General features: G+C 40.7%; 20 protein-coding genes. 7 read left to right on the top strand and 13 right to left on the bottom strand.

Annotation, left to right across the window (positions count from 1 at the left end; all coding sequences use genetic code 11):
- Positions 1-225: 225 nt before the first annotated feature.
- From ACPUEN_RS01475 to ACPUEN_RS01490, 4 genes are all read left to right on the top strand, one after another.
- Complete coding sequence (locus tag ACPUEN_RS01475) at positions 226-1,557, top strand: cytochrome ubiquinol oxidase subunit I (RefSeq protein ID WP_425638067.1); 1,332 nt, start codon at positions 226-228, stop codon at positions 1,555-1,557.
- A 9-nt stretch (positions 1,558-1,566) separates the two neighbouring features.
- A complete protein-coding gene (locus ACPUEN_RS01480; RefSeq protein WP_425638068.1) occupies positions 1,567-2,586 on the top strand; it encodes a cytochrome d ubiquinol oxidase subunit II in 1,020 nt (339 codons plus the stop codon).
- Positions 2,587-3,012: 426 nt separating this feature from the next.
- The gene (locus tag ACPUEN_RS01485) at positions 3,013-5,373 is read left to right on the top strand and encodes an ABC transporter permease (protein ID WP_425638069.1); all 2,361 of its coding nucleotides are present in this window, start codon (positions 3,013-3,015) and stop codon (positions 5,371-5,373) included.
- Between the two features lie 187 nt (positions 5,374-5,560).
- A complete protein-coding gene (locus tag ACPUEN_RS01490) occupies positions 5,561-7,984 on the top strand; it encodes an ABC transporter permease (protein ID WP_425638070.1) in 2,424 nt (807 codons plus the stop codon).
- 183 nt (positions 7,985-8,167) lie between these two features.
- Here ACPUEN_RS01490 and ACPUEN_RS01495 read toward each other — a convergent pair whose 3' ends face one another.
- Positions 8,168-8,533, bottom strand: coding sequence for a DUF2200 domain-containing protein (locus ACPUEN_RS01495; RefSeq protein ID WP_425638071.1), 366 nt, complete (start codon positions 8,531-8,533; stop codon positions 8,168-8,170).
- A 316-nt stretch (positions 8,534-8,849) separates the two neighbouring features.
- Between ACPUEN_RS01495 and ACPUEN_RS01500 the strand changes: the two genes are divergently transcribed.
- Positions 8,850-9,131: a hypothetical protein gene (locus tag ACPUEN_RS01500; RefSeq protein ID WP_425638072.1), complete on the top strand. Its 282-nt coding sequence runs from the start codon at positions 8,850-8,852 to the stop codon at positions 9,129-9,131.
- Positions 9,132-9,329: 198 nt separating this feature from the next.
- Here ACPUEN_RS01500 and ACPUEN_RS01505 read toward each other — a convergent pair whose 3' ends face one another.
- The 5 genes from ACPUEN_RS01505 to ACPUEN_RS01525 form a co-directional block, all read right to left on the bottom strand.
- Positions 9,330-10,052: a DUF4197 domain-containing protein gene (locus tag ACPUEN_RS01505; protein ID WP_425638073.1), complete on the bottom strand. Its 723-nt coding sequence runs from the start codon at positions 10,050-10,052 to the stop codon at positions 9,330-9,332.
- A 206-nt stretch (positions 10,053-10,258) separates the two neighbouring features.
- Complete coding sequence (gene purN / locus ACPUEN_RS01510; protein WP_425638074.1) at positions 10,259-10,816, bottom strand: phosphoribosylglycinamide formyltransferase; 558 nt, start codon at positions 10,814-10,816, stop codon at positions 10,259-10,261.
- A 197-nt stretch (positions 10,817-11,013) separates the two neighbouring features.
- Positions 11,014-12,255, bottom strand: coding sequence for a glutamate-5-semialdehyde dehydrogenase (locus ACPUEN_RS01515; protein WP_425638075.1), 1,242 nt, complete (start codon positions 12,253-12,255; stop codon positions 11,014-11,016).
- A complete protein-coding gene (gene proB, locus ACPUEN_RS01520; protein ID WP_425638076.1) occupies positions 12,248-13,330 on the bottom strand; it encodes a glutamate 5-kinase in 1,083 nt (360 codons plus the stop codon). The genes ACPUEN_RS01515 and proB overlap by 8 nt, the downstream gene beginning before the upstream one ends.
- A 219-nt stretch (positions 13,331-13,549) precedes the next feature.
- Entirely contained in the window at positions 13,550-14,422 is an 873-nt protein-coding gene (locus ACPUEN_RS01525; protein WP_425638077.1) for a geranylgeranylglycerol-phosphate geranylgeranyltransferase, read from the bottom strand.
- Positions 14,423-14,889: 467 nt separating this feature from the next.
- Between ACPUEN_RS01525 and ACPUEN_RS01530 the strand changes: the two genes are divergently transcribed.
- Positions 14,890-15,084: a hypothetical protein gene (locus ACPUEN_RS01530; RefSeq protein ID WP_146613720.1), complete on the top strand. Its 195-nt coding sequence runs from the start codon at positions 14,890-14,892 to the stop codon at positions 15,082-15,084.
- A gap of 234 nt (positions 15,085-15,318) precedes the next feature.
- Here ACPUEN_RS01530 and ACPUEN_RS01535 read toward each other — a convergent pair whose 3' ends face one another.
- The 7 genes from ACPUEN_RS01535 to ACPUEN_RS01565 all read right to left on the bottom strand — a co-directional run bounded on the left by ACPUEN_RS01535 (position 15,319) and on the right by ACPUEN_RS01565 (position 24,090).
- The gene (locus ACPUEN_RS01535; protein ID WP_425638078.1) at positions 15,319-16,038 is read right to left on the bottom strand and encodes an energy transducer TonB; all 720 of its coding nucleotides are present in this window, start codon (positions 16,036-16,038) and stop codon (positions 15,319-15,321) included.
- Positions 16,039-16,318: 280 nt separating this feature from the next.
- Positions 16,319-17,272, bottom strand: a complete 954-nt coding sequence (locus ACPUEN_RS01540; protein ID WP_425638079.1) for a carbon-nitrogen hydrolase family protein — start codon at positions 17,270-17,272, stop codon at positions 16,319-16,321.
- Between the two features lie 65 nt (positions 17,273-17,337).
- Positions 17,338-18,120 carry a glycerophosphodiester phosphodiesterase gene (locus ACPUEN_RS01545; protein WP_425638080.1) on the bottom strand — a complete coding sequence of 261 codons (783 nt, stop codon included), beginning with the start codon at positions 18,118-18,120 and terminating at the stop codon, positions 17,338-17,340.
- 229 nt (positions 18,121-18,349) lie between these two features.
- A complete protein-coding gene (locus tag ACPUEN_RS01550) occupies positions 18,350-21,013 on the bottom strand; it encodes a DUF7133 domain-containing protein (protein WP_425638081.1) in 2,664 nt (887 codons plus the stop codon).
- A 213-nt stretch (positions 21,014-21,226) separates the two neighbouring features.
- Positions 21,227-22,405 (bottom strand): FG-GAP repeat domain-containing protein, encoded by a 1,179-nt coding sequence (locus tag ACPUEN_RS01555; RefSeq protein ID WP_425638082.1) that lies wholly within the window; start codon positions 22,403-22,405, stop codon positions 21,227-21,229.
- Positions 22,406-22,480: 75 nt separating this feature from the next.
- Positions 22,481-23,296: a creatininase family protein gene (locus tag ACPUEN_RS01560; protein ID WP_425638083.1), complete on the bottom strand. Its 816-nt coding sequence runs from the start codon at positions 23,294-23,296 to the stop codon at positions 22,481-22,483.
- A 185-nt stretch (positions 23,297-23,481) separates the two neighbouring features.
- Complete coding sequence (locus ACPUEN_RS01565) at positions 23,482-24,090, bottom strand: hypothetical protein (RefSeq protein ID WP_425638084.1); 609 nt, start codon at positions 24,088-24,090, stop codon at positions 23,482-23,484.
- A gap of 325 nt (positions 24,091-24,415) precedes the next feature.
- Between ACPUEN_RS01565 and ACPUEN_RS01570 the strand changes: the two genes are divergently transcribed.
- On the top strand, positions 24,416-25,123 hold the full coding sequence (locus ACPUEN_RS01570; RefSeq protein WP_111612020.1) for a ferritin-like domain-containing protein: 708 nt from the start codon (positions 24,416-24,418) through the stop codon (positions 25,121-25,123).
- Positions 25,124-25,139 lie beyond the last annotated feature (16 nt).

Raw genomic sequence — 25,139 nt, forward strand, 5'->3', positions numbered from 1 at the left:
TTATTCAATCCACTGATTATGGATAAAAAGTGAAAAATCTACAGAAGCTTATTTCTTATTTTACTCCCAAATAATTGTATATCTGTACGGGACTGAAGGGGTTCATCTATAGGTGAATTTTAATTGATCAAACTTGAACTAATCAGCTTATTTCAGCGTCAATTCTATGACTAGTTTTACACTTTCAGTCTATTATTGCTGACTGAATCAAACCTTGTAGTATACATGGAAGATCTTTTTGCTGCTCGTTCCCAGATGGCTCTTTCTCTGGGTTTCCATATTATTTTCGCTTGTATTGGTATGGTTATGCCATTCTTCATGGCGACTTCCCATTACAAATATCTAAAAACAGGAAATCCACTTTACAAGGATCTGACCAAGGCTTGGAGCAAAGGAGTTGCTATTTTCTTTGTGACAGGTGCCGTGTCCGGTACTATGCTTTCCTTCGAACTTGGATTGCTCTGGCCTGAGTTTATGCTTCATGCAGGACCTATTTTCGGTATGCCATTTTCGCTGGAAGGAACGGCGTTTTTTATAGAAGCGATTGCCTTGGGATTCTTTCTGTACGGTTGGGGCAAATTCAAACCTTGGTTCCATTGGTTTACAGGAGTAGTGGTGGGAATCAGTGGATTGGCTTCTGGGATTTTGGTAGTGGCAGCAAATGGTTGGATGAATAGTCCAAGTGGATTTGATTACGTTGATGGTAAGTTTCTGAATATTGATCCGATCGCTGCCATGTTCAATGATGCTTGGTTTACTCAAGCATTACACATGACATTGGCGGCATTCACAGCCACTGGTTTTGCGGTTGCTGGAATTCACGCCTACATGATTCTGAAGGGTCAGAATCAGGAGTTTCACCGTAAAGCTTTTACTATCGCATTAGTCTTTGGAGCTGTTGCGGCCTTGCTTCAGCCTATTTCCGGAGATATTTCTGCTAAGGATATTGCGGTACGTCAGCCTGCGAAATTGGCAGCAATGGAAGCTCATTTTGAAACAAGTAAGTCCGCGCCTCTGATCATCGGAGGGATTCCTGATGAAGAAGCGAAGGAAGTGAATTATGCGATTGAGGTTCCCGGAGCCTTAAGTTTCTTGGCGCATGGGGATTTTGAAAAAGAGGTAATGGGCTTAGATCAGTTTCCAGAAGAACATCATCCGCCTGTAGCAGTGGTACATTATGCATTTCAGATCATGGTTGGTTTGGGAATGCTGTTAGTTGGCTTGAGCTTGCTGTACTTTATTTCCTTATGGAAGAAGAAAAACTGGCAGATTCAACGCTGGTTTCTTTGGCTTTTTGTGTTTGCTACGCCTTTGGGATTCATTGCATTGGAAGCTGGATGGACAGTCACGGAAGTGGGAAGGCAGCCTTGGATTATTTATGAAATCATGCTGACCAAAGATGCCGTGACCCCGATTCCTGGCATTCAGTATTCCTTTTTCATATTTACGGCTATTTATGTTTCGCTTGCGGCAATAGTTTCTTTCTTGCTCTATAGACAGATAAAAGCCGTACCAGCGTCATTGAAGAGAAATGCCGAAACATTAGCTGACTCTTAATCTGAACTTATGCTCTACGTAGTTATCATTTTCCTTTGCCTTGCGCTTTTGATGTATGTCATCCTTGGAGGCGCTGACTTTGGCGCTGGGATTTTGGAAATTTTCACGCCTGCCCGCATGCGTTCCCAACTTCAAGACACTACCTATAAAACTATAGGACCGATCTGGGAAGCAAACCATATGTGGTTAATTATCGCTATCGTAATTCTGTTTGTTGGTTTTCCTTCGATTTATACCATGCTTTCAGTCCACTTGCATATTCCTCTGGCCCTTATGCTTATTGGTATTATTGGTCGGGGAACAGCGTTTGTATTTCGTCATTATGATGCTTATCAGGATGAAATGCAGAAGGTTTATGACCTCATATTTACATATTCAAGTTTTGTCACACCCTTCTTTCTGGGATTGATCTTTGGTGCTTCGATAGGTGGAGAGATTGACCCAGAAGCACTTGGGTTTTATGAAGCATATATCCAACCTTGGTTTAACTTATTCAGTGTTTCTGTCGGTATTTTCACCGTTGCGATTTGTGGGTTTTTAGCTTCCGTATTCTTAGTTGGCGAGGCCAAAAAGCCTGACGTTAGACTATTTTTGGTGAGAAAAGCAAAACTGTTTATTCTGTTTACTGTACTAGCGGGAGGTTTGGTTTTTGCTGCTTCGATTATTGATGATGTGCCTCTTGTTGGGTTGCTGTTGAAAGAGTGGATGACTTTAGGAATCTTGGTGTTGGCTACACTTGCAATGATTGCTCTATGGCTAAAATTGAAAGAGGGAAGTAAAACGCTTGTTCGCTTACTGAGTGGTTTTGTGGTTACCGCAATTCTAGCGGCATTTGGCTACCATTATTTCCCTGATATCATCATCACTAAGTCAGGTGAAAACTTATCTGTTTTTAACTCCGCTGCAAATGGCAAACCCATAGAAACTTTGGCTTGGGCACTGATGATAGGAAGTGTTTTTATTTTGCCTTCGCTTATTTACTTGTTGTATAGTTTTCAGGGGAGTAAAGAAGTTGAAGAGATTGTTTGAGTAAGAAGTATTAAGTAGCAAAAGTTCTAGAACAAAGAACCAAGATTTAAGACCTGAGATTTTAGAAATAAAGAGGAGAATCAGGGTAACCTGAGACTAAGGATTTTTTACAACCTTAAAACCTCGCCACTTTCCTCATTGGTACATTTGCCCACCAGCGGACAAAACTGTCCGTGCTTTAAAATCATAAAATCAACAAAAAGCTATTTTTGAGCGATCTAGAGTAATTTTTTAGTGGCACAAAAGTAGATTGAGTAGGCTGTATCAAGACATAAGTATCAAGAGTCAAGACATGAGACATTAGATATTAGGACAAGAAGAAGGATAAACTAAGGCTAGGAATACTTTCCCTCCTTCCAACCTTAAACTTCTAAACCCAAAATCTTCCAGTCTTCAAATTTTAAAATTTTCCAATCCTCCTAAAAAATGCTCAAAAACTACTTTAAAATTGCCTGGAGAAATATCCTTAGAAGTAAAGGTTATGCTTTCATCAATATCGGAGGATTGGGTATTGGGATGGCGTCTGCTATTCTGATTTTGCTATGGATCCAAAATGAGGTAAGCATGGATCGGGAGCATCCCAAATCAGACCGAATCTATCGAATGTATAACAGAGATACATTTAGCGGTGAACTATGGGCATGGGGAACGACTCCCAAAATAATGGGTCCAACCTTAGCGAAGGATTATCCTGAAGTAGAGCATGCAGTTCGGCTCAATTTTGCCAATTTCCTATTTACGGTTGGAAATAAAAAAATGAACGAATCAGGTTCTTTTATCGATCCTGAGTTTTTGGAGGTTTTTGATTTCCCGATGCTGCAAGGCAATAGTTCTACTGCTTTGGAAGACCCGTATAACATGGTGGTCACGGAAGATTTTGCCAAAAAGCTGTTTGGTACTGAGATGGCGGTGGGGCAAACGGTCAAGATCGATAGTACGGATATTTTCACCGTAACAGGAGTGCTGGAGAATTTACCAAACAATACCCGCTTTCAGTCGGACTACTTTCTGTCTTGGGCCTACATGAAAAAACTTGGTTGGGATGATGAATGGTGGGGTAATAATTCCGTCGAAAACTATGTGTTGCTCACTGAAAATGCTTCCCATGAGGCATTCAACGAGAAGGTCATAAATATTACCAAGGAACATACCAACGGGGAGAACACCGCAGATGTGTTTAGCTACCCGCTTTCACAGATACATCTATATGGAAAAAGCGAAAATGGCAAGCTCGTAGGGGGTAGGATTGTAACTGTTCGCATGTTTGGCTTTATCGCATTGTTTATCCTGGTCATTGCCTGTATCAACTTTATGAATTTGAGTACGGCTCGAAGTGAAAAGAGAGCCAAGGAAGTAGGATTGAGAAAAGTGGTCGGTGCCAGAAAAACTTCTCTTATCGCACAGTTCATCGGAGAAAGCACGCTGATTGCGTTGATTGCAGGTGTTCTGGCAATTCTCTTGGTAGAGCTGGCACTTCCTTCCTTTAATACCTTGATTGGCAAGCAGCTATTTCTTCCATACAGCAATATGATTTTCTGGCTTCAGTTGATCAGCTTTATATTACTTATTGGACTTTTGGCTGGCAGTTATCCTGCATTTTTTCTATCGTCTTTTAGTCCAGTGGATGTGCTGAAAGGAACTTTCCGTTCTGCTGCCTCGGCGGTGAATCCAAGAAAAATACTGGTCGTGATACAGTTCAGCTTTGCTATTATTCTAATTGTCTCTACGATTATCATCCAGCGTCAAATAAGTCATGCTCAAAACCGTGAGTTGGGTTATAACCAGGACAATCTCATCTACATCTCCATGCAAGGTGATATAGAGAAGCATTATGGAGCAATCAAACAAGCCCTTCTTTCTAGTGGCTCCAGTCTTGCGGTCACGAAATCGATGAGTCCGATTACCCAGCGCTACAGCGATGGCTGGGGATACTCGTGGGAAGGAAGCACGCCTGAAGATGAGAAGCTTGATTTCATTCGGTTCAGTGCAGATGCTGATTTCATGAAAGTAATGGGGACCAAGTTAGTAGAAGGTAGGGATATAGATATTTATGAATTCACTAGTGATTCTACTGCAATTTTATTGAATGAAACAGCGGTAAGAAAAATGGGATTGGAAAATCCTGTAGGTCAAATAGTCTCAGATGGAGAAGATAACTATACCGTCGTAGGGATTATTGAGGATTTTATTTTTGAATCCCCTTATGACCCTGTGAATCCTTTGATGGTATTTGGGCCATCTTCCTGGTTCACTTCGCTGCATATACGTCTCAATCCCGATCAGCCTGTCGCAGATAATCTAACGAAAGTTCAGGGTGTATTTGAAGAGTTCAATCCAAATTTCCCATTTGAATACCAATTTGCCGATGAGCAATATGCTAGGAAATTTGATGATACCGCTAGAACGGCGAAGCTTTCCTTAGTCTTTACCATTCTGACTATAGTTATTTCCTGTTTGGGTCTATTTGGACTTTCTACTTACATGGCGGCCAACCGTCTGAAAGAAATAGGAGTAAGAAAAGTCTTAGGAGCGAGTGTGGGCAGTATATCTCTATTGCTTTCTAAGGATTTCCTAAAGCTTGTCGGGATTGCCTTTCTGCTTTCTGTTCCTATTGCTTGGTATATTATGGATCAATGGCTCCAGGATTATCAATACAGTGTGGGAATTGAATGGTGGGTTTTTGTCGCCACAGGTACGGTCACGATGCTTATCGCATTGTTTACGGTAGGCTTCCAATCGATCAAAGCAGCGCTGACGAATCCGGCAAGGACGCTGAAGAGTGAGTGATTATAGTAGGAATTAGATAGTATCAAGACATAAGTAGCAAGAGTCTAGAACCAAGAATCAAGACTTCTGCTTCGCTCAGTTTGAAACACTTTACAACTTTCTACTTTGTTCAGGATGACACCTTAAAACTGTCTGAACTCCTAATCTTCCAATATTTTAATTTTCCAATCTTTCAATCTTAAAACAAATGTGGAAAAACTACCTAAAAATCGCCTACAGAAATCTTCTCAAAAAGAAGGTTTATTCCTTTATCAATATTGTCGGTTTGGGAATAGGGATGGCCTGCTGTGTGCTCATTTTTATGTTTGTGCAGGATGAACTTTCTTATGATAAGTACCATGAGAAAGGCGACAGGATTTATCGGCTAACACATGGTTCTAGCTCACCTGAAGGAGTGGAGGAAGGGGCTGAGGCTGAGCCATTCTGGGTTTGGCACAATGCGCCAGTCGGCCCGGCGATGCAAGAGTATTTTCCTGAAGTTGAGAAAATAGTGCAGTTTTCCGGTCGCTCTGATTTACTGTTGAGCTATGGTGAGACCACCCAGCAGGAAGACGGTGTGTTTTTTATGGATTCGACGGCGTTTGATGTGTTTTCCTGGGAGTTGCTGGAAGGAGATCCGAAGACGGCACTCATGGCCCCCTTTAGCATAGTGCTTACAGAAAGTACTGCGAAGAGATATTTTGGTAATGAAGATCCAATGGGTAAAACGCTGAAAGGAAGTGAATCGGCTGGTAGAGCGAATGCCGGAGATTACACCGTGACTGGAGTGATGCCTGATGTTCCCTCAAATTCACATTTCAAATTCAATGCGCTACTTTCTTTGAGCACCTTCAAGCAATCCCGTCCAGGTGTTTTTGAGGAGTGGGGTTATGTAGATTTTTATACCTATTTCTTGGTAAATGAGGGATTTGATCAGGTCGCTTTTGAGCAAAAAATCCCGGATTTTGTAGAAATGAACTACCCGTATAAGGAGGATCCCTATACAATTCATGTGGAAGCGCTAAAGGATGTGTATCTCAGGACTACAGCAGACCGTCAGCCCGGAGAAACGGGGTCTCTATCTAATATCTACGTTTTTTCCATCATAGGGCTTTTCATCCTGGGGATTGCCATCATCAACTTTATGAACTTGTCCACTGCCAGATCCATGGAACGGGCGAAGGAAGTGGGAATTCGGAAATCTATCGGCGCAGATAAAAGCAGTTTGATTCTTCAGTTTCTCGGGGAATCCCTCATTATCGTACTTCTTTCCGGAATAGTGGCAATTTTCTTAGTGACTTTTTCACTTCCAATGATGAATACCCTTACTGGAAAAGTATTGGAGATTAACCAATTGATCAATTGGCAGACGATACCATTCTTTTTTGGAATACTCGTGCTCGTTGGTTTACTAGCGGGCTCTTATCCTGCATTGGTACTTTCCAGTTTCCGGCCTGTGATGATTCTCAAAGGAATCAATAAATCCGATGCGCGAGGAGTTAATCTTCGCAAGGGGTTGGTGGTTTTCCAGTTCAGTCTTTCCATTGCATTGATAGCAGGAACTATAATAGTGTATTCGCAGATGAGCCACATACTTGACAAGGAAATGGGTTTTGACAAAGAGCAGATGCTGGTACTGGATTATAATTATGACCAGGATGTAAACAGGCTTTCTTCCGCTTTGAAATCAGAGATGGAAAATATCCCTTCAGTGAGTTCTACGGCTTTTTCGCGTAGCGTACCGGGTAGCTATTTTCCCAATGCAGGTACGGTCATTGAAAATCCTGAAGGCGAAATGATTCAAGAAGGACAAGCTATTTTTCAGGTTGGGATTGATTTTATCAACCATTATAATCTTGAATTGATAGCTGGAAGATCCTACTCCAGAGATTATCCTTCGGATTCTTCATCGGCTTTGGTCATCAATGAAGCAGCTGCCAAGCAATATGGCTATGCGAATCCGGCGGAAGCAGTTGGGAAGAAGTTTTCCCAGTGGGGCAGAGAGGGCGAAGTGGTCGGCGTGGTTAAGGATTTCAATTATATCTCCCTGCACCGTACAATTGAGCCTCTGACCTTGCCTTTTGAAGCCTATGCAAGTCGATATATGTCATTGAAAGTGGCAGGAGAAGATCTTCCTGGGACGATTGCACAAATAGAACAGGTTTGGAGCCGGATCGCACCGCATAGACCTTTTCTTTATAGTTTTCTAGATGCGGATTTCAATTCCCAATACGAATCAGATTTCAGGTTTAGACAGATATTCACGAACTTCTCAGTGTTGGCGATTTTGATCGCCTGCTTAGGTTTGTTAGGCTTGGCTACCTATACGGCAGAACAGAGAACCAAGGAAATTGGCATCCGAAAAGTGTTGGGAGCAGACATCGGTAGTATCGTTGGTTTATTGTCCAAAGACTTTATCAAACTGGTTTTGATCGCGATTGTAGTCGCTACTCCAGTGGCTTGGTTTGCCATGAATAAATGGCTAAAAGGCTTCGCTTACCAGGTGCCAGTTCAATGGTGGGTATTCTTGGTTGCGGGTGTATTGGCGGTGATTGTGGCCTTGGTGACGATCAGTTTTCAGGCAGTCAAAGCAGCTATGCTGAATCCGGTGAAGAGTTTGAAAAGTGAATAAAGTAGCAAGTAGAAAGACGTAAGTATCAAGTATGTAGAATCAAGAGCCAAGAGCCAAGAGCTAAGAATCAAGATGGGGCAGCTATGTCTTTGCAACCCTTCAACTTTGCTCAGGGTAACTCTTTAGAACCTAGCTACCTTATAAACTTCGCTCAACCCTTTCTTTGATGCAAATAGCAATCTCTTACCCCTCTCTCAGAATCTTCCCCATTTTACGGCCTTTCGCTAATTCATCTACAATTTTGTCGAGGTAACGTACTTTCTGGGTGAGTGGGTTTTCTATTTCCTGCACTATATAGCCACAGATGGAGCCGGTGATTAAGCTAGCGTTGAGGTTTAATTCTGCCTCTGCAAAGAATTGCTCAAAACTTGATTTTGCATCGATCTGCTGCTGTATTCCTTTTTCATCATATCCAGTTAGCCAGGTGATCACCTCATGCAATTCTTCTCTCGTCCTTCCTTTGCGCTCTACCTTGGTGAGATAATGTGGGTAGACAGAAGAGAAGGTCATTTTTGCTATTTTATCATCGTGATGATTGGTGCTGCTCATACTACTTGGAGGTTTGGTTTTGATGGTACAATATACTAGCGCTCAAAGCACTTTGTCCAAGTACGGGCAAAATTGTTCGCTGATTTACCTTTAATATGACTGGTTAATGCCAATCAGAGTCGTTTTGAAACATTTTAGATGGCATGGGATGTGGAGGAATAGAGAAGATGAAAGTAGCTAGTATACAGAAGCAAGAACCAAAAGTCAAGATTACCATACGAGCTTCATAACCTTTCAATTTTAGAAATCTCCAACTTTGCAACTTCCACTTTATCACCAATACATGAATTAATCCTTACCCAAAACACACAAAGCCATGAGTCACATCGCAATTCCAATCCCAAACCTACCTGGAAAACAAAATATTGACATCCAGGTGATCATCAATAATGAGGTGAAGTCACTTCACTATAAAGTAGAGTTGTTCTACTGGGATGATTGCAAGAATCCCACTGCTCATCGAGCAGATTGCATTTCCGAAATGCTAGCGAAGCATGATCCTAACTGGACGGTTTACTTTATCGGAGTACCTACGGATAAGTTTGTTCCAATCACTTTTGTGGACCGGGAAAGTAAAAAGTGGATGCAAGTCAGATGAGGCTTCGACTTCGCTCAGCAAAAGTTTACTATTTATGATTTCCTTTTTGCAAACATTGCAGGAATGCGGCAATTTCTTTTTGATATTCCGAAAAGAGATTACTTTAAAGTGATACGAAAACAACTGATGCAAAGCTGGTTAAGGTGAACCAGACTTCGCAATTACATTCTAAGTTTGCCTCTCCAGGTTTGGATGTTATTACTTTCCAGCTTGCTTAGCAAAACCAAAGACTTTTTCGAGCAATGGAGAAGATCTTGCCGAAATGTTTTCCCGGATTTTCAACTCCTCCTTAGCTATTTCTACAAATAAGCCGTCGATCGCTTTTTTGGTCACATAGGCGGTGAGATCGGTATCTACTTTTTTCACAAAAGGGACTTTATTGTACCTGGTCATTACATCTTGCCAGTATTTCGTCGCGTCAGTTTTTTTCAGACTGTTGTCTATGATAGGGGAGAATTTCTCTGTGAGCGCCGGGGAAGTAGTCGTGTTGAAATAACTAGTTGCCGCATTGTCTTCTCCCAAAAGGATGGTTTTCACATCTGCAATGCTCATTTGCTTGATCGCATCAGTAAAGATGGGTTTTGCTTCTAAAGCAGCATCTTCCGCAGCACGGTTCACACTGGTGATCACCTGATCCACCATGCTGTCCAGTCCAAGAGAGCGGAGGGTTTTTTCAATGTTTTTAGCCTCTTCCGGGAATAGGATTTTCACGCCTAGATTTCCTAGGTATCCATCTTTGGCACCCAAGCGATCGGCACTTATTCCGGTAGCTTTTTCCAATGCTTCCTTTATCCCGGAATTAATTTCCGTGTTACTTGGAATCGTGATTCCCTGTGCCTTTGAATCGTTTATGGATGAAAAGCTAAGTATCGACACTAGGATAAATCCGATAATTAGGCCAAGAGAATAGTGATATTTCATGAGGAGTATTTAGGAGTGATATTTTACAAATGTGAGAAAGTAAACTGAAGCCTCACATTTGCTATGAATTAGTAACGAAGTTATCGACAAGGAGGATTACATGTCCAAACGGATAGTTTTCGGTACAGTTCTGCTAGGTTAGATTTTTAAAGAAAATTGGCTTGCATACTTTTAAAAAAAGGAGAATGGATATTGATATAATCAAGTTACAAAAGTCCTTCAATCACTTCCGGAAAATGCTTGTGCTCTAGTGCATGGACTTTTTCGGCGATAGAATCAGGGGTGTCTTCTGAAGTCAGTGGGGTAGAGGCTTGAAATACAATCCTCCCTTCATCATAATTTTCATTGACCAAGTGAATAGTAATTCCTGTTTCGGTTTCACCTGCAGCTTTTACAGCTTCATGCACGAAACTTCCATACATCCCTTTTCCTCCATATTTTGGCAAAAGCGCAGGGTGAATATTTACCATCCGGTCTGGAAAAGCTCTTGTCAAGTCCACAGGGATTTTCAGTAAAAAGCCAGCCAGAATCACCCATTCGATGTTTTCTGCATTCAGTTTCTTAAGCAAAACGCCTGCATCCATTTCTTTTCTTGAAAAAGTAAACGTAGGAACATCAAATTTCTTGGCGCGCTCCAGTACAAAAGCATCAGCCTTGTTGGAGGCAACTAATGCGATTTCTGCTATTTCGGAATTCTGGAAATGCTCCATAATCTTTTCGGCATTGCTACCAGATCCAGAAGCTAAGATTGCGAGGCGTTTCAATGTATTGTTGTTTTGATGGGTTACTGCGAAATTAAGGTAAATCTCTCGCAATGGCGCGAAGGCGCAAATTGTTTTTAAAGATGGAGTTTAGTGTTCAAAGTCTATCCTGAGGGCAAACGGAGAAGCAAAATTTGGGTTGGCACCTCAACTTTACTCAGAGTGACTAACTCTGCAAACTGATCACTGCAAACTGAAAACTATTGTCTAACCTGTCCATTTCCTCTCACAATCCACTTATAGCTGCAAAGTTCTTTCAGTGCCATTGGTCCTCGTGCATGGAGTTTTTGGGTGCTTATTCCTATTTCAGCTCCCAAACCGAATTGAGCACCGTCAGTGAAAGCTGTGGAGGCATTTGCATAAACAGCTGCTGCATCAACTTCTAGCAAAAAGCGATCAATAGTTTCCTGATTTTCTGCCACAATGGCCTCAGAATGTTTCGAGGAATATTCCGCGATATGATCTAGTGCTTCATCCAGATTAGCTACAGTCTTGATGGACATTTTCATCCCGAGAAATTCTGTTCCAAAGTGTGATTTATCAGCTCTTGATATTAACTCATTTGCATTCAACGCAGCAAATGCTTTTTCATCTGCAAAAACCTGAACCTTGCTTTCTAACATTGATTGGATCAAGTCATTTAAAACTGGTAACTGTGCTTCATGAATTATGAGACAGTCGAGTGAGTTGCAGACGCTTGGTCTACGGGTTTTGGCATTGAAGGCAATTTCCTTGGCTTTCGCCAAATCTGCTGATTCATCGATATAAGTATGCACGATACCAGCTCCAGTTTCGATCACCGGTACCTTTGCATTTTCTCTAACAAAATTAATCAAGCCTTGCGAGCCACGTGGGATAATCACATCCACAAAACCTACAGCTTCTAAAAGTGCCTTTGTCGCAGCTCGATCTGCAGGTAAAAGTTGGAAAGCAGAAGTTGGAAGCTCATTGACTTCCAAAACCTGATGAATCAAACTCATGATCGCACGATTCGAAAAGTCGGCATCAGAGCCGCCTTTCAGTACGAGACCATTTCCAGATTTTAAGGCAAGCGTAAACACATCAAAAGTGACATTTGGCCTAGCTTCATAGATGATCCCAATCACGCCAAGCGGCACGGTGGTTTTCTCTAAGGAAAGTCCGTTTTCAAGAGTTTTACTTTCCAAGACATGATGAAGAGGACTTGGCAAGGCACTCACCTGAATAATTTCTCCTGCGATATTCTGAATGCGCTCTTCAGTCAGCAACAACCTATCGTACATAGGGTTTGTTGGCTCCATGCGGTCCAGGTCTTTTTGGTTTTCTTCCAATAAGAAATCTGTGTTTTCAACAGCCAGAATTGCAAGATTATGCAGGACCTGATTTACTTTTTCATTGCTAAGTCCAGTCAGTTTCCTAGACCCTTGTTTTACTCCTTCAAATATATCTTGGTACTCAGTCATGATCGAAAATATAGAGGTAATCGTAATGGATTAAAGCTTTTTGGTTCTTTTGGCCTACACGTTCATTGGCTACTTTGGAGGAATACTCTGCTCGACCCAAGCCTATTTTATGGCCAGTTTCGTCTCTGATCAGAAGTATGTCTCCTTTGGAAAACTCTCCTTCCAGTTTAATAATTCCAATTGGCAAAAGGCTACGGATCACCTCAGCAGTCAGTGAGCTTTTTGCGCCTTCATTAATGGTGACTTCTCCTACGTAGTAATGTTCCCCGTGAGCCAGCCATTTCTTCGCGCCGTGCTTAGCTTTCTGTGGTTCAAACCAAGTGCATCTCAATGTCTTATCTGCAAATTCCCCCAGGACATTTTCCCGTTTTCCATTAGCTATGACCACCTGTATGCCTAAATCAGCAGATTTCTTTGCCATGGCATATTTAGTCAGCATCCCACCACGACCGAAAGATGATTTGGAAGCAGAGATGTATTTGGAAACTTCTGGCATTTTGGATGCAACTTTCTCGATGAGTTCGGAATCAGGGTCAGACGGATTTCCAGTGAAAATCCCATCTACATTTGTAAGTAACATCATGGTATCCGCATTGATCATCGCAGCGGTCAAGCTTGCCAGTTCATCGTTATCGGTGAACATGAGTTCCGTGATCGTCACCGTGTCATTTTCATTGATGATGGGCAAGATACCCTGAGAGAGCAGCGCTTGCACGCAGTTTTTCATATTCAAGAAATGCTTTCGGTCTCGGAAATCTTCTTTTGTTACCAAGATCTGAGCAACGGGCTGCTTATGTTTTTCGAAGAAATTCTGGTATTGATTGATCAGGCGGATTTGACCCGTGGAAGCCCAGATTTGTTTTTTGAAAACCGGGTTGAGTTTCTCCGGTAGGGGAATTGCCTGTCTCCCAAAAGCTACAGCGCCGGAACTTACCAGCACAACCTTTTTTCCTCGGGAAGTGAGATCCTGGATCTGCCTCACTAGCTTTTCCATACGCTCCAAATCAGGAAGACCATTTTCCTGAGTGAGCACATTTGACCCGATCTTGATTACAAGTAATTTGCTATCTAGCATGATTGAAAAATTTGGGTGAAAATAAGGAAGATTTACGACTTATGATTTTGGAATTACGATTTACGCGGCTTTCTTCTAAAGTTGAAGGTCAGTTTTAGGAGTTTGGGCTTGTGGTTGTATTGAGGGCGTAAATCGTCATTCGTAAGTCGTAAATAAGTAGAGATATTGAATGACCATTAAAATCAAAATATAGCCACCTCCTTATTTTGAAAATCGAATTTACAAAAAGCTCATGCTCAGCGTTCCTATCAGCATCAAAATCTTAGCCATGGTGCTCAGTTGGGTGAAATGGTCTTTGCGATCAGCCACATAGATTCTGTACATGAAATACATGAAAAAGAACCCTAAACCGCCGAAATAGGCGAAGATTATCTGGCGGTCAAGTTTGAACATCACTATCAATATAGCGCAGATAAAAATTGCCGCAATCAGGAATATAATAGCTTTGGTTTTGCGGAAGCCTAGGACGATTGGTAGCGTGCGGCAACCGTGTTTCCTATCTCCTGGCCGATCTTCTATATCTTTTATGATTTCCCGGATAAGGTTTAGGAAGAATGCGAAAATGGCAAAAGTCAATACCAGTAATTCTGCTTTCTGATAATGAATTGCCAAAATATATATGGAAAGTGCTGTTAGAAATGCAACGCTTACATTTCCTATTAAGGGCTCTCTTTTCAGTTGATTGCTGTAAAACCACAGGAGAAAAGCTGCTATAAAATTGATCAAGGCAATCTTAGGACTGACAAGATAGCCAAGTCCGATTGCGCTGAAGTTTAAGATGGTATGTAGCATGATGACTACCCGGCGCTTGATCCCCTTGCCAACCACCACATTGCCGGGTCGATTGACATAGTCGATCTTGACATCGTAATAATCGTTGATCATGTAGCCAGCCGCAGTGATCAATAGGGTGGAAGTTATGATCAAATACAGTTTGTAATCCTGAAGTACGGGAATTCCAGAATCAGTGGTTTTGACTAGAAAATAGGCAGTCATAAACTGTGCGAATCCCACCATCAGCAGATTGATCGGTCTGCTGATCCTAAAAAGTCCCCGGATGGAAATGGTTCTGTCCACAGTCATGCTGTTCATACGTCAAAAATAGATTCAATTCCCGTCACATCTAGGGAAAAGCTTACCTATCTGGAAATTAAGTGGCTTGTTAACATCTTTTTGATAGCGACCAGATTCAATTTTCTATAAGAGTACTTGCCCAAAGTATACTCCTAACAGGACGCGTAGGAAGTTCTTTTACATGTTGAGCATCTGGGATTTATTTCCCCAAATAGCTTATTAATTGTGACTTATGCTAAACATCTGTAAGGAGATAGTCCTTCTGATGGTAAGAACAAAGGGGCAAAGTGGGAGCTAAGTATGTGTGTTTGTATTGAAAAAAATGCGTAATGGGTCAAATGAAGACGCCGTTCGTTGGGGATAAAATCTTATTGATACTTCTTGCGAAATAAACCTAGTGCAACTTTAAGTCTTTAGCATTTGTTTTGTGACTGTTTTACAGTACTTTATTGCATAACACTATGAATAACGAAAAACAAAGACTTATGTATGGCCTAAAAAAGATTACCAACTATTCGGAGGGTTTGACCTCTTTAGTTGCTGGTACTTATGTGTTGTCACTCGCAGTAACCAAAGGAAATATGGCTCTTCGAATAGCGTTAGGAATTGCTGGAGGTTATCTAATTTTAAGAAGTGGTACTAAATTACACTCAGCCAGTTTTGATGACGAAATTTTGTGATTTGTATAGAGTTTTTTTAACAGGTTAATTGATCTTGATTCACCGCGGTAAGAAGGCAGCTTGATTTATCTAGTCCATTTCAGTTCTAATTATTATGACAGTCTGTGGCTGTTCTCATTAATTAGCTTTTTTCAGTTACACAAAAAAACCGGATGAATAATCCATCCGGTTCTTAAATCATCAGTTAGAAACATTATTAAGTGATCTTATAACTGATTTTAATTAAATGTACTCTTATCTAATCAAAGCAGGAAGAGTAGGGTTTTTCTTAAAGTCAAACGTAACTGGAACAATTTCCAGAGATGAAACTTCAACACCTTCAACTTTAGCAGGTGTCCAATTGCCGGATGTAGCTTTAACAGCAGCAACGGCTTGTTCTTGAAGATCATCTAAATACATATCAACTGAAGTGTCTACATTACTCGACGTACTCGCAAAATTGATTTCTCCATCATCTTCGACTACAAATTTAACATATATAGTTCCTTCCAAACCCCAATCTTTTGCTTCTGAAGGGTACTTCAAATTACTCAATAAATCTTCGGTTAAATCACCATTGTATTTAGCAGGCTGATCAACTGAATAGAAAACTCCTACTCTATTTGGTTGATTTTTCAGCATGTTTTTATTGCTCTTCAAATCAAATAATACAACTTCAAGTCTTTTTTTATCATTGAAATTGTCGATTCCTGTTACCGTAACATCCTTTACTTCACCATCTTCGATAGTGTAGTTATAAGAAAATGCTGGGTAATCCTTGGTGATTTCATGGATTTGCTTCATGTACTCCATGTCTTGATCTTGTAATATTTCTATCTCGCTGCTAGTTAATAAATAGTCCTGAGCTTGCGCTGAAAACATTACAAGAGCGAAAAGCATTGATAATGTTAATGTTAGTGGTTTAATTATCTGTTTTTTTCTGGTTAAAATACTCATAAAATTCTGTGTACTCATAATATTATCCCTTCTTAATTTAGTTCTAGTTAATTATTGTTTTATTTCAAGTGGCGGATAAATAATATCGCCATTCTACTTTAAATACAAATGTTAAAACAATATAGTTCCTTTAATCTGAATTTTTTCTATATTCATATATAAAAGATGTGAAAGTAAAATAATGTGGTATTAATTTTTTATGAATATATAATTTTTCTAAATAAAAAGTATGGCTTAATATTAAAATAATAAAACCTATTATAGAAAAATAGTATTAAAAAAATCTGCAGTAAGTAGTTTAATTATATTTAACACTGCTTTGTCTTTCACGATTGACACTGAGCCGAAGTATATCTGGCCTGGAATAATGTCCAACTGCATCGAAGTTTTGGCGCTCCTCCAAAACCCGATTAAAATCCAATGTCTCAATTAATATCCCTTCCGTATTTGCCACTGGCTCCAAAATCCACTTGCCATCCGGCCCAGCAATGCAAGAACCTCCATCTGCCAAGACTTCAGGAGCATTTTCAAGGATTAAATCTAGATGTGGCGTGTCATCTGGAAAGTCAGCTTTATTCATCAAACTGGATACGGAAATAACAAAAGACCTACTTTCCTGGGCAATCATCCGGGTGATGTTTTCTGTATTTCTGACAGCTCCTGGCCAAACGGCTATATGCAAATTTTCTCCCAAACCATACAAAGCAGTTCTCGCCATAGGCATCCAGTTTTCCCAACAGTTCAATCCGCCAACAGTAAACTCTTTTAACGGATGAACCTGTAATCCATGACCATCACCTGGAGCCCAAGTGAGTCTTTCTTCGTACGTAGGTTGCATTTTGCGATGTACAGATTTCATATCCCCCTCGGAATTGATATACACCAGCGAACAATAAATACTGTGGCCTCCACGGTCGATAGGTCTCTCAATAATCCCGAGATAGATAGCAATTTTCATACTTTTAGCCAACTCTTGAATCTCCAAAAGGTCTCCTTTTTCAATCTGAACCGCATTCCTTAAGTAATGGGCATGAATTTCCTTTTGAATTTTATTGTCCCAAGCAGCACCATTAGAAAGGGAAAGCCAAAAAGGATAACCTGGCACAAGCCCTTCTCCGAAAACAACCAATTCACAACCTTGTGCACCTGCCTCTACTATCGTAGTTTTTACTTTTTCCAGAGTTGCAGATTTGTTTAGCCATACCGGGGAAATCTGGGCTAGAGCGACTTTGAGAAGATTGGACTGATTCATAGAGTTCAAGTTTGACAGGAAATTACTGCAATGTGATTTCTGATCAAAATTGACTTTAAGTAATTCTACTCTCTATCCTTGATGATTCTGAAAAGTAACTCAGGCTCGTCGGTGGTGATGAAATCCGGGTTTTGATCAAGGAACCAAATCAAATCTTCCGCTGAATTTACGGTCCATGCATTGACAGTCAGTCCCAACTCCTGTGCTTCTTTGATCCAATGTGGATTCTTTTTGAGCAGATTAATATTATAGTCAAACCCAAAAAAACCAGCTTCTTTCAATTCTGCTGGAGTTTTATCACCATTTAAGTACGCGACATTTGCATCTGGGTCCATTTCAATTACTTTCAATCCGCCTTCATAGCTGAATGTGATGTAGTCAACCCATTTTTCAGCTTTCATTTTCTTCACAGCTAGAACAGATTTTTCTGCTATTTCTTTACTTCGTTCTACTGAGATTTTGGAAGGTTTGATTTCGAAAATCAACTTAGTGCCTTTCTGTTTTTTACCTGCTTTTAGGTATTCTTCTACCGTAGAAATTTTCTCTCCATTTGAGTGTTTTTTGGCCAAAAGTTCCTGATACGTTGAAGTTTCTATTTCCATTCCTTCAAAATCTGAATCATGATTAACTACCAACACTCCGTCTGAAGTCATCCAAACATCGAACTCAGAGCCTTCGCAGCCTAATTCCACTGCTTCTTTTAGTGAGGCTATGGAATTCTGTGGATGGGATTGAGCTTTCCAGGCACCTCGGTGAGCGATAACCATATTCTTATAGAAGGATTTCTGGGCGAATGAAATGGGGCTTATCATCAAAAAAGTAAGTAGTGTTAATAGAATTGATTTCATCGTGTTTTAATTTCAGGATTTAGACTTGCTGGTTAAATGTAAAGAATCGAGGAATATTAATGTTCCCATATGTAAGAATTCACAGAAAGTTAATGATTCGTTTTTGAGCCGCTTTGAAATCTTGTGGTAAAAAAAACACCTTGGATTTTTAAAATCTCAAGGTGTTTTGATACTCAATTAAGTTTGCATGTGCCCTGTGGTCTGCAAGCCACAGACCAGGGTTCTTTACTTACTTCTGAGCTTGTAAGTAGGTCACTAAAGAAGCTAATTCCTCATAGGAAAGTGCATTTGCAAGACCTGGAGGCATCATGGAAGTTTCCATTACTTTACGTGTTTTGATTTTACTCTTATCTAGTTTGGTAGCCGTGCCAGTGATATCCTGAATTACAACTTCGTCTGCAGTCTCCGCAGTCACAAAGCCCATGTAACTTTTGTCATCGTTAGTGTCGATCAACACAGATGCAAACCCTTGCGAGATGGAGGCATTCGGTTTCAAAATGGATTCTGTAATCTGAGAACGGTTCATGATTGATCCGATCTGACCCATGTACGGGCCTTTCAGAGGTTGACCTTTCTCTATGCTATGGCAAGCGATACATCCTTGGCTGGTGAAAAGCGTTTTTCCTTTGACAGGATCGCCTTTAAGATCTTGCACCGCGATCATTACATCTTCGATGGACGAAGCACCAACCTGACCTTTTTTGCTTTTGATTTTTTCCAAATCAACTTCGGTTTCTTGGATCACCAAGTTTGATTCTCCAACACCTAAATCTTCAATATCCATTCTATTTCGCTCATTCAGATCAGCGAAGAATTGTCTTTTTGTAGGATCTTCCTGCGCGTTTCTTTCACCTACCAAGAAGTCTTTGATTTGATCAGAAGATTCCCAAGTGATGGCTTTATAATAAGGTCCATGCGTGTCTGGGCGTGTGCCCCACCACCAAGAACCGTCATAAGGAGCTTCTTTCTTGTACAATCTGGAAAGTGTGCCTAAAATCTCTGCTTTTAGCTCCATATCATCTGTGTCTCTGTAAGCTTCAATCAATCCGTCCACGGCCTTAGGATCATGCATGAAGCGTAGCGCCCACAAGGCAATCTGTGAATTATCAGTTCCAATAGCATCCACAGCAGCATCTACTGCATTCAGTTTCACAAGTGATTTTACAGCTACGTGCGGGAGGATAATTGCAGAATTAGGAGTAGCATGTGGCCCTTCGGTACCTTTTTCAGGCTGTTTGAATGAAGCGGGTACTTTTACTTTCAATAGTTCCTCAGCTGCTTCAGGGTTTCCTATTCTACCCAATGCAACTATTGCTGCAGATTTTACTCGATCGTTTGGATCAGTTACACCTTCAATAAATGGATCCAGCGGAACATCTTGAAGGCAGGTTTTTCGATCTGCCAAGGCTCTTAAAGCGAATTCTCTAATTTTCTCTTCTTGGCTCAATTTCACTAACTCATCATTTCCACTCTCGCAAGTAGCTTGAGCGTAAGTGTAAATTCCTGCTACTCTTGATTCCAGCGGTAAGGTCTTATCAGTTGCTACAGAAAGCGCCGCAGCACCAGCTTCCTCCGGAAATCTAGCTAGCATTTCACGTTGTGCGTGAAAACGGGAAACTGAATTATTTGCTTTAAGTAATTCTGTCAATTCATCCAGTGAAGCTGTCTTTAAATCTGGTGCAGCTTCATAAGTCCAATCTTTTGGCACTACGCGTACCACATACCCTTTTTCCGGACTACCAAAATATCCAGCTCCATTCCAGGCAGCCAAGTACATTCTGCCTGAAGCATCTAAGTCAATGTCTGTAATTTGAGCCAATTTGATAAATTCCTCATTTTGCTGTGTAAATCCAGCTCCATCCATAGTTACTCTATGAATATACAATTGGCTTCTGCCCCAATCGGCCATCATCGGCACATGATTGTATTTGGCAGGCCAGCGATCATCATCCATAAAATAACTACCAGTACCGGATCCTCCACCTAAATCAACCAAGGCTGGGATAATTTCTTCTGTGAAATTTTTGAAAAAATTAGGGTATCCATATTCACCGGACTGGGTGTAGTGGATGAAACGGATGTTCCAGCCTCCACCGTCATTTGTATTTCCACGGGTATAGATATTCATAAATGGATCAATCGCCACATCATAGATGTTTCTTGTTCCGTGGATATATTCTTCCATTTCGGTGCCATCAGGTCTAACACGAACTATTCCTCCACCAAGCATGGTCATTTGCGTCCCATCTCTGTCTGTGGCATTGTGGAAACCGAAATCACCCACAGCGATATAAATCCATCCGTCGATGCCCATTCGGATACCATTTGTTGAGTGGTCTGTTCCACGGGAGCGTAGAGATTCCGGTGAAGATATACCTTCAATCAGCAATTTGGATGGACCATCAGCTATGCCATCATTGTCTTTATCCTCAAAAACAACCAAGTTCATGCCTTCAGCTTTTCCTGTTTCTTCTGAAAACTGGGTATGAAGAACGAAGACTTGGTCTCTCACTGAAATGATCCCTCTTGGATTGTCTACTTTGACAAATTCAGTATGGGAGTCCAATTCTCCATCATTATCGCTGTCAACTAGACGAACTATTGCTCCTTTTCCAGGCTCTTTACCTAAAGAACCCATCATGTCCACACCTACGAATACTTTTCCATCGGCCGACACAGATAAAGCAGCTGGACTAGGGACAATATCAGGACCAGCAAAATTCGTCATGATCAATTCTGTACTATCTGCACCATGATTTGCAGTATCGAGAGGGAACTGTGGATAGTAATTGGTAAGCTCTTCCAAATCGGCTTTTCTGGTGTCAGGACTTGAACATCCAAAAGCTAGAAATGAACCAACAAGGGTAATTATTGGTATTGAAATTTTAGACATGCTAAAATATTTTTAAAGGTTTATTATTTCGGGATATGCGGTTTGCACTCTCAAATATATCAGGATCAATGATAAAAGGGGAGTTAAAATCAATAGAGGCTCAGTTCCAGTGAATTTTGGCTCATTTGATAGGTTTAGTGGTTAAATAAGAACTCATTTACACAGTTATTCCAGAGGCTATTATAGCTTGTAAATATGAGATGAAGTTTTTTTTCACTTTATCTGGTTCTGGAAGAGAAAGACCCCGTTCTTATTGGCGATAACGATGTCAGGTTTTCCATCCTTATTCATGTCTTCGACGGCAATATTTAAACCAGCACCAGAATCATTATCGATGATGTGTTCACGGAAAAATGGACCAAACATGGGGGTGAATTCGAAATAGACCAAGTAGGGGGTGTCATCGTCTCCCGCGTCATTTCCATTGTGCGCCAAGTATCTCTTTCCAGTGATCATTTCTAGATCTCCATCTCCGTTCAGGTCAGCCATTATCGTTGAATGGGTCTGAGCAGTTATGTTACTCATGAGATGAGTTTTGAATGTTGAATCATTTATATACTCGTGCCACCATATACCCATAGAGTGTGCAGATGAGCTAACCACGTCATTATCCAAATCTCCATTGACGTCTAGTATTTGCATATGGGCAGCTGGTTCACTGATTAAAACAGGGTGAAAAACCCAGTCTCCGGATTTCTTATCGGCTTTGCCTTCAAACCAACCGTCAACCAAAACAACATCATCAATTTTATCTCCATTGATATCACCGTAGCCTAGGCCATGAGAAAAACGGTCAGTTCCAGCGACATTTTCTTCTGAGATATTAAAGCGCTTCCATTCAGTTGCGCCAGGAGTAGCTGGAGCTTGGAGCCAGATAATTTGCCTTTTGGCATAGTCACCACACAGGATATCCAGTCTCCCATCTCCATCAATATCCACAAAAGCAGGTGACTCATTTGAGATGCCGACAGAGTCTGCGATGATATGCTTTTGCCAGTTGTCACTTTCAGTTTTTGGATTTTCAAACCAATATGCAGGCGTACCCGGATAATCTATAATAACTACATCATCCCAGCCATCGAGATTTACATCCATTCCTAGATTCAAGAAGGAATTGCTGTATTCTTTTCTTGGGTCAAAAACTTTAGAGGGAGAAATTTCATGTCGTGTCCAATCAGGCGCTTCAAACCAATAGTATCCTGCAATTATATCCAGCTGACCATCTTTATTCATATCTCCGACTGCCACACCTTCTGAGAGAAAATCACGGGTTATTACAGTTTTTTTGAATTCCAGTTCATGATCTTGGCTAAAAGCTGGATTAGAAAAAATGGATAAAGTCAAAATGACATATGATCCTTGAAACCCGAGTTTAAAAATGTTTTGCTTCATAACAGGTGTTATTTATGTTCTAGTATTAGATTTTGATTCCTTTTGGATTTCCATTCAAAGACTTCGCTTTCATGACTAATTAAGACCAGCCATATCCCACTTTTTGATGACCTCCTTAATAAAGGCAGAGACTTTTGCATTTACTTTTAGGAAGTATTCATCCGCCTGATCCTGATCAAAGTTTGGATATCCTTGTCCCGGTTGATATAATCCAATTGAGGATGGAAAAGGAGTGGCAGACCAAGTGCCAGCCTCTGGGTAGGCAGTTGCCATTTCTGAATTATACTTTTCTTTATGTACGAGCGTAGGGTCGATGGCTTGAATGTAGGCAGTCTCGTTCAGACCGGCATGGCCACCATCTTCTTTGAAAACTTCCAAGGTCACATCTGAAGCAAATGACCACCAATTGAGGACTAGTGTTCTTACTCCAAGTTCGTTCGCTATTTCTCCTGCTACCTCTTGCAAAACTTTGGTTTGCCCTCCACCATGGCCGTTTAAAATGATAATATTTTTAAACCCATTTTTTGCAAGCCCTTTTAGAATATCCCTTATAAAAGGCCTGTATGCAGCTTCAGTAATTTGAAAAGCACCAGGATAAGCAGCCATACTTCCAGTAATTCCATAGTTAAGTGTTGGAGCGATCAATGCATTGAGATCATCTGCAATATTCTTTGCCATGGCAAAAGGAGCTGTATTATCTGCTCCGTTGTTGACCACGCCATGTGGCTCAAGTGTTCCAGTTGGTAGAAGAACTGTGGTGATTTTCTCAGGAACAAACTCTGCAAATTCCATCCAGTTGATCCTATCCATTTCACGTGTTGAAATCGACTCTTGGGCGAAAGTATAAAGTGATAAACCACTAAAAATAAAAGTAAAAAGAAGTTTTTTCATGAAAGGATTTTATTTCAAAATAGGAGTTTTTTAGGAGATCTGCTGAAAAAATCCATGACTGGAAAGTTAAAGGGTCGCAAAATCACTAAATAGATTCCAAAGGTTTTAGAAATAGGAATAAAAAATTGCCAAAAAAAGAGCAGGAATTTGAATTCCTGCTCTTTGACATCTTTAGTTAGGAGATGTTAGTTGCAACTAACATTTGGATTGTATTTCGCAAAGATGCCTGATGGGTTATTTTTCCACACCCATGCATGAAGTTGGTAATTGTCGAAAGGAAGAGGGACGGGAGCAAAAGCTTCATCAAAAACCTGCATGCCGAAATAAGGAATCATATCATTCTCTATATCCCAAGGTTCTTTTACGATGATAAACTCTACGCCTATCAATTTCATTTGTCCGTTTTTACTCATTTCGTAGAGCAGTGCTTCAGGCATAGTAGGGTCATAAGTCCCATCTACAGCCGCAAAATTAACGAAGTGATAGCCCATTCCTCCATCTTCTGAGGCGACGCAGTCGGAACCTTGTTCGTAACCATCGGCCATTGCCACTTCAATACTATGATATTTAGCCGTGGCAGCTCGGAGATCTGCGAGCATTTTTAATGTTTCTGGGTCCATTCTCAGGTTTTCTAGTGGAAAGGGATCCGGGTATTCCGTGACCTTCTCGAGACTGGAGTTTTGATCTAGTGGTTGATTGAGATTGGCTTCATCTGTAACACAACCTGAAAAGGAAAGTAATACTGTCGCAAACAGCAGAAGCCCTCCAATTGAATTTGGAATGTAATTTTTCATTGTTTTTGGAATTATTGTTGAAAAGTTAGAAATAATAAAAATTCATAAACCCTTGTGGGTACCGAAAACTAATTGATTGTATATCAATTATTTAATGACAAAATTTACTGAAATTGTGGGTTTTTACCAAATCGTTTATGGTATTTTTCAATAAAACCCGCTTCTCATTGAAGCCGAATGATTCCACTTTTTTACTCCTCTTCTAAATCCAGTTGGCATAATCACTTCGTAAATCTTTTTCAAATCACCTCTTCGAATCTTGATGTGTGATTGAATCTTTTCAATTGAAAACCATAACCGGATTATTAACCTAAACACTCTGAAAATGAAAAACGAATTAATCAAGCCTCAAGGACTGGTAAAAAATGCGAATCGCAGACAGTTCCTAAAAACAGGCTCTCTCTCAGTAGCCGCCGCAGGATTGATCTTGGCAGGCTGTAAAGATATAGAAGATGTGAATCCAATGCCTCCTATGGGAGATGGCGTAATGCTAGGTTCAGGAGATATCGGGATTTTGAACTATGCCTACGCTCTTGAACAATTAGAAGCCGCATTTTATGCTGCAGTGATGCAAGGAAGCTATTTCGCTAATGCAAGTGCCGAAGAGAAAACCATCATGGGTGATTTGGAAAAGCACGAAAGAGCGCACCGTGAGTTTTTCAAAGCGGCTTTAGGTGATGCAGCGATCGCTGATTTATCAGTTGATTTTAGCTCAATCGATTTCAGTAGTAGAACTTCTGTGTTGGGAGCAGCAAAAACTTTTGAAGACCTAGGGGTTGCGGCATATAATGGTGCAGGTCAGTTTATCCAGAACGTAGATTACTTATTGATTGCAGGTAAAATAGTTTCTGTAGAAGCTAGACATGCCGCAGCAATCAGAGATTTGATCAATCCAGGTTCTGCTGATTTTGCAGGAGACGATTTGATCGATGCAAATGGTCTGGAGCGCACCCTAAACTTTAGTCAAGTATTGACTGCCGCAAGTACTTATGTGACTACACCAATTGACTTCAGTCAACTACCAACATCCTAATCAACCACTTTAAACA

The organism is Algoriphagus yeomjeoni (assembly GCF_049821175.1).
Taxonomy (GTDB): domain Bacteria; phylum Bacteroidota; class Bacteroidia; order Cytophagales; family Cyclobacteriaceae; genus Algoriphagus; species Algoriphagus yeomjeoni_A.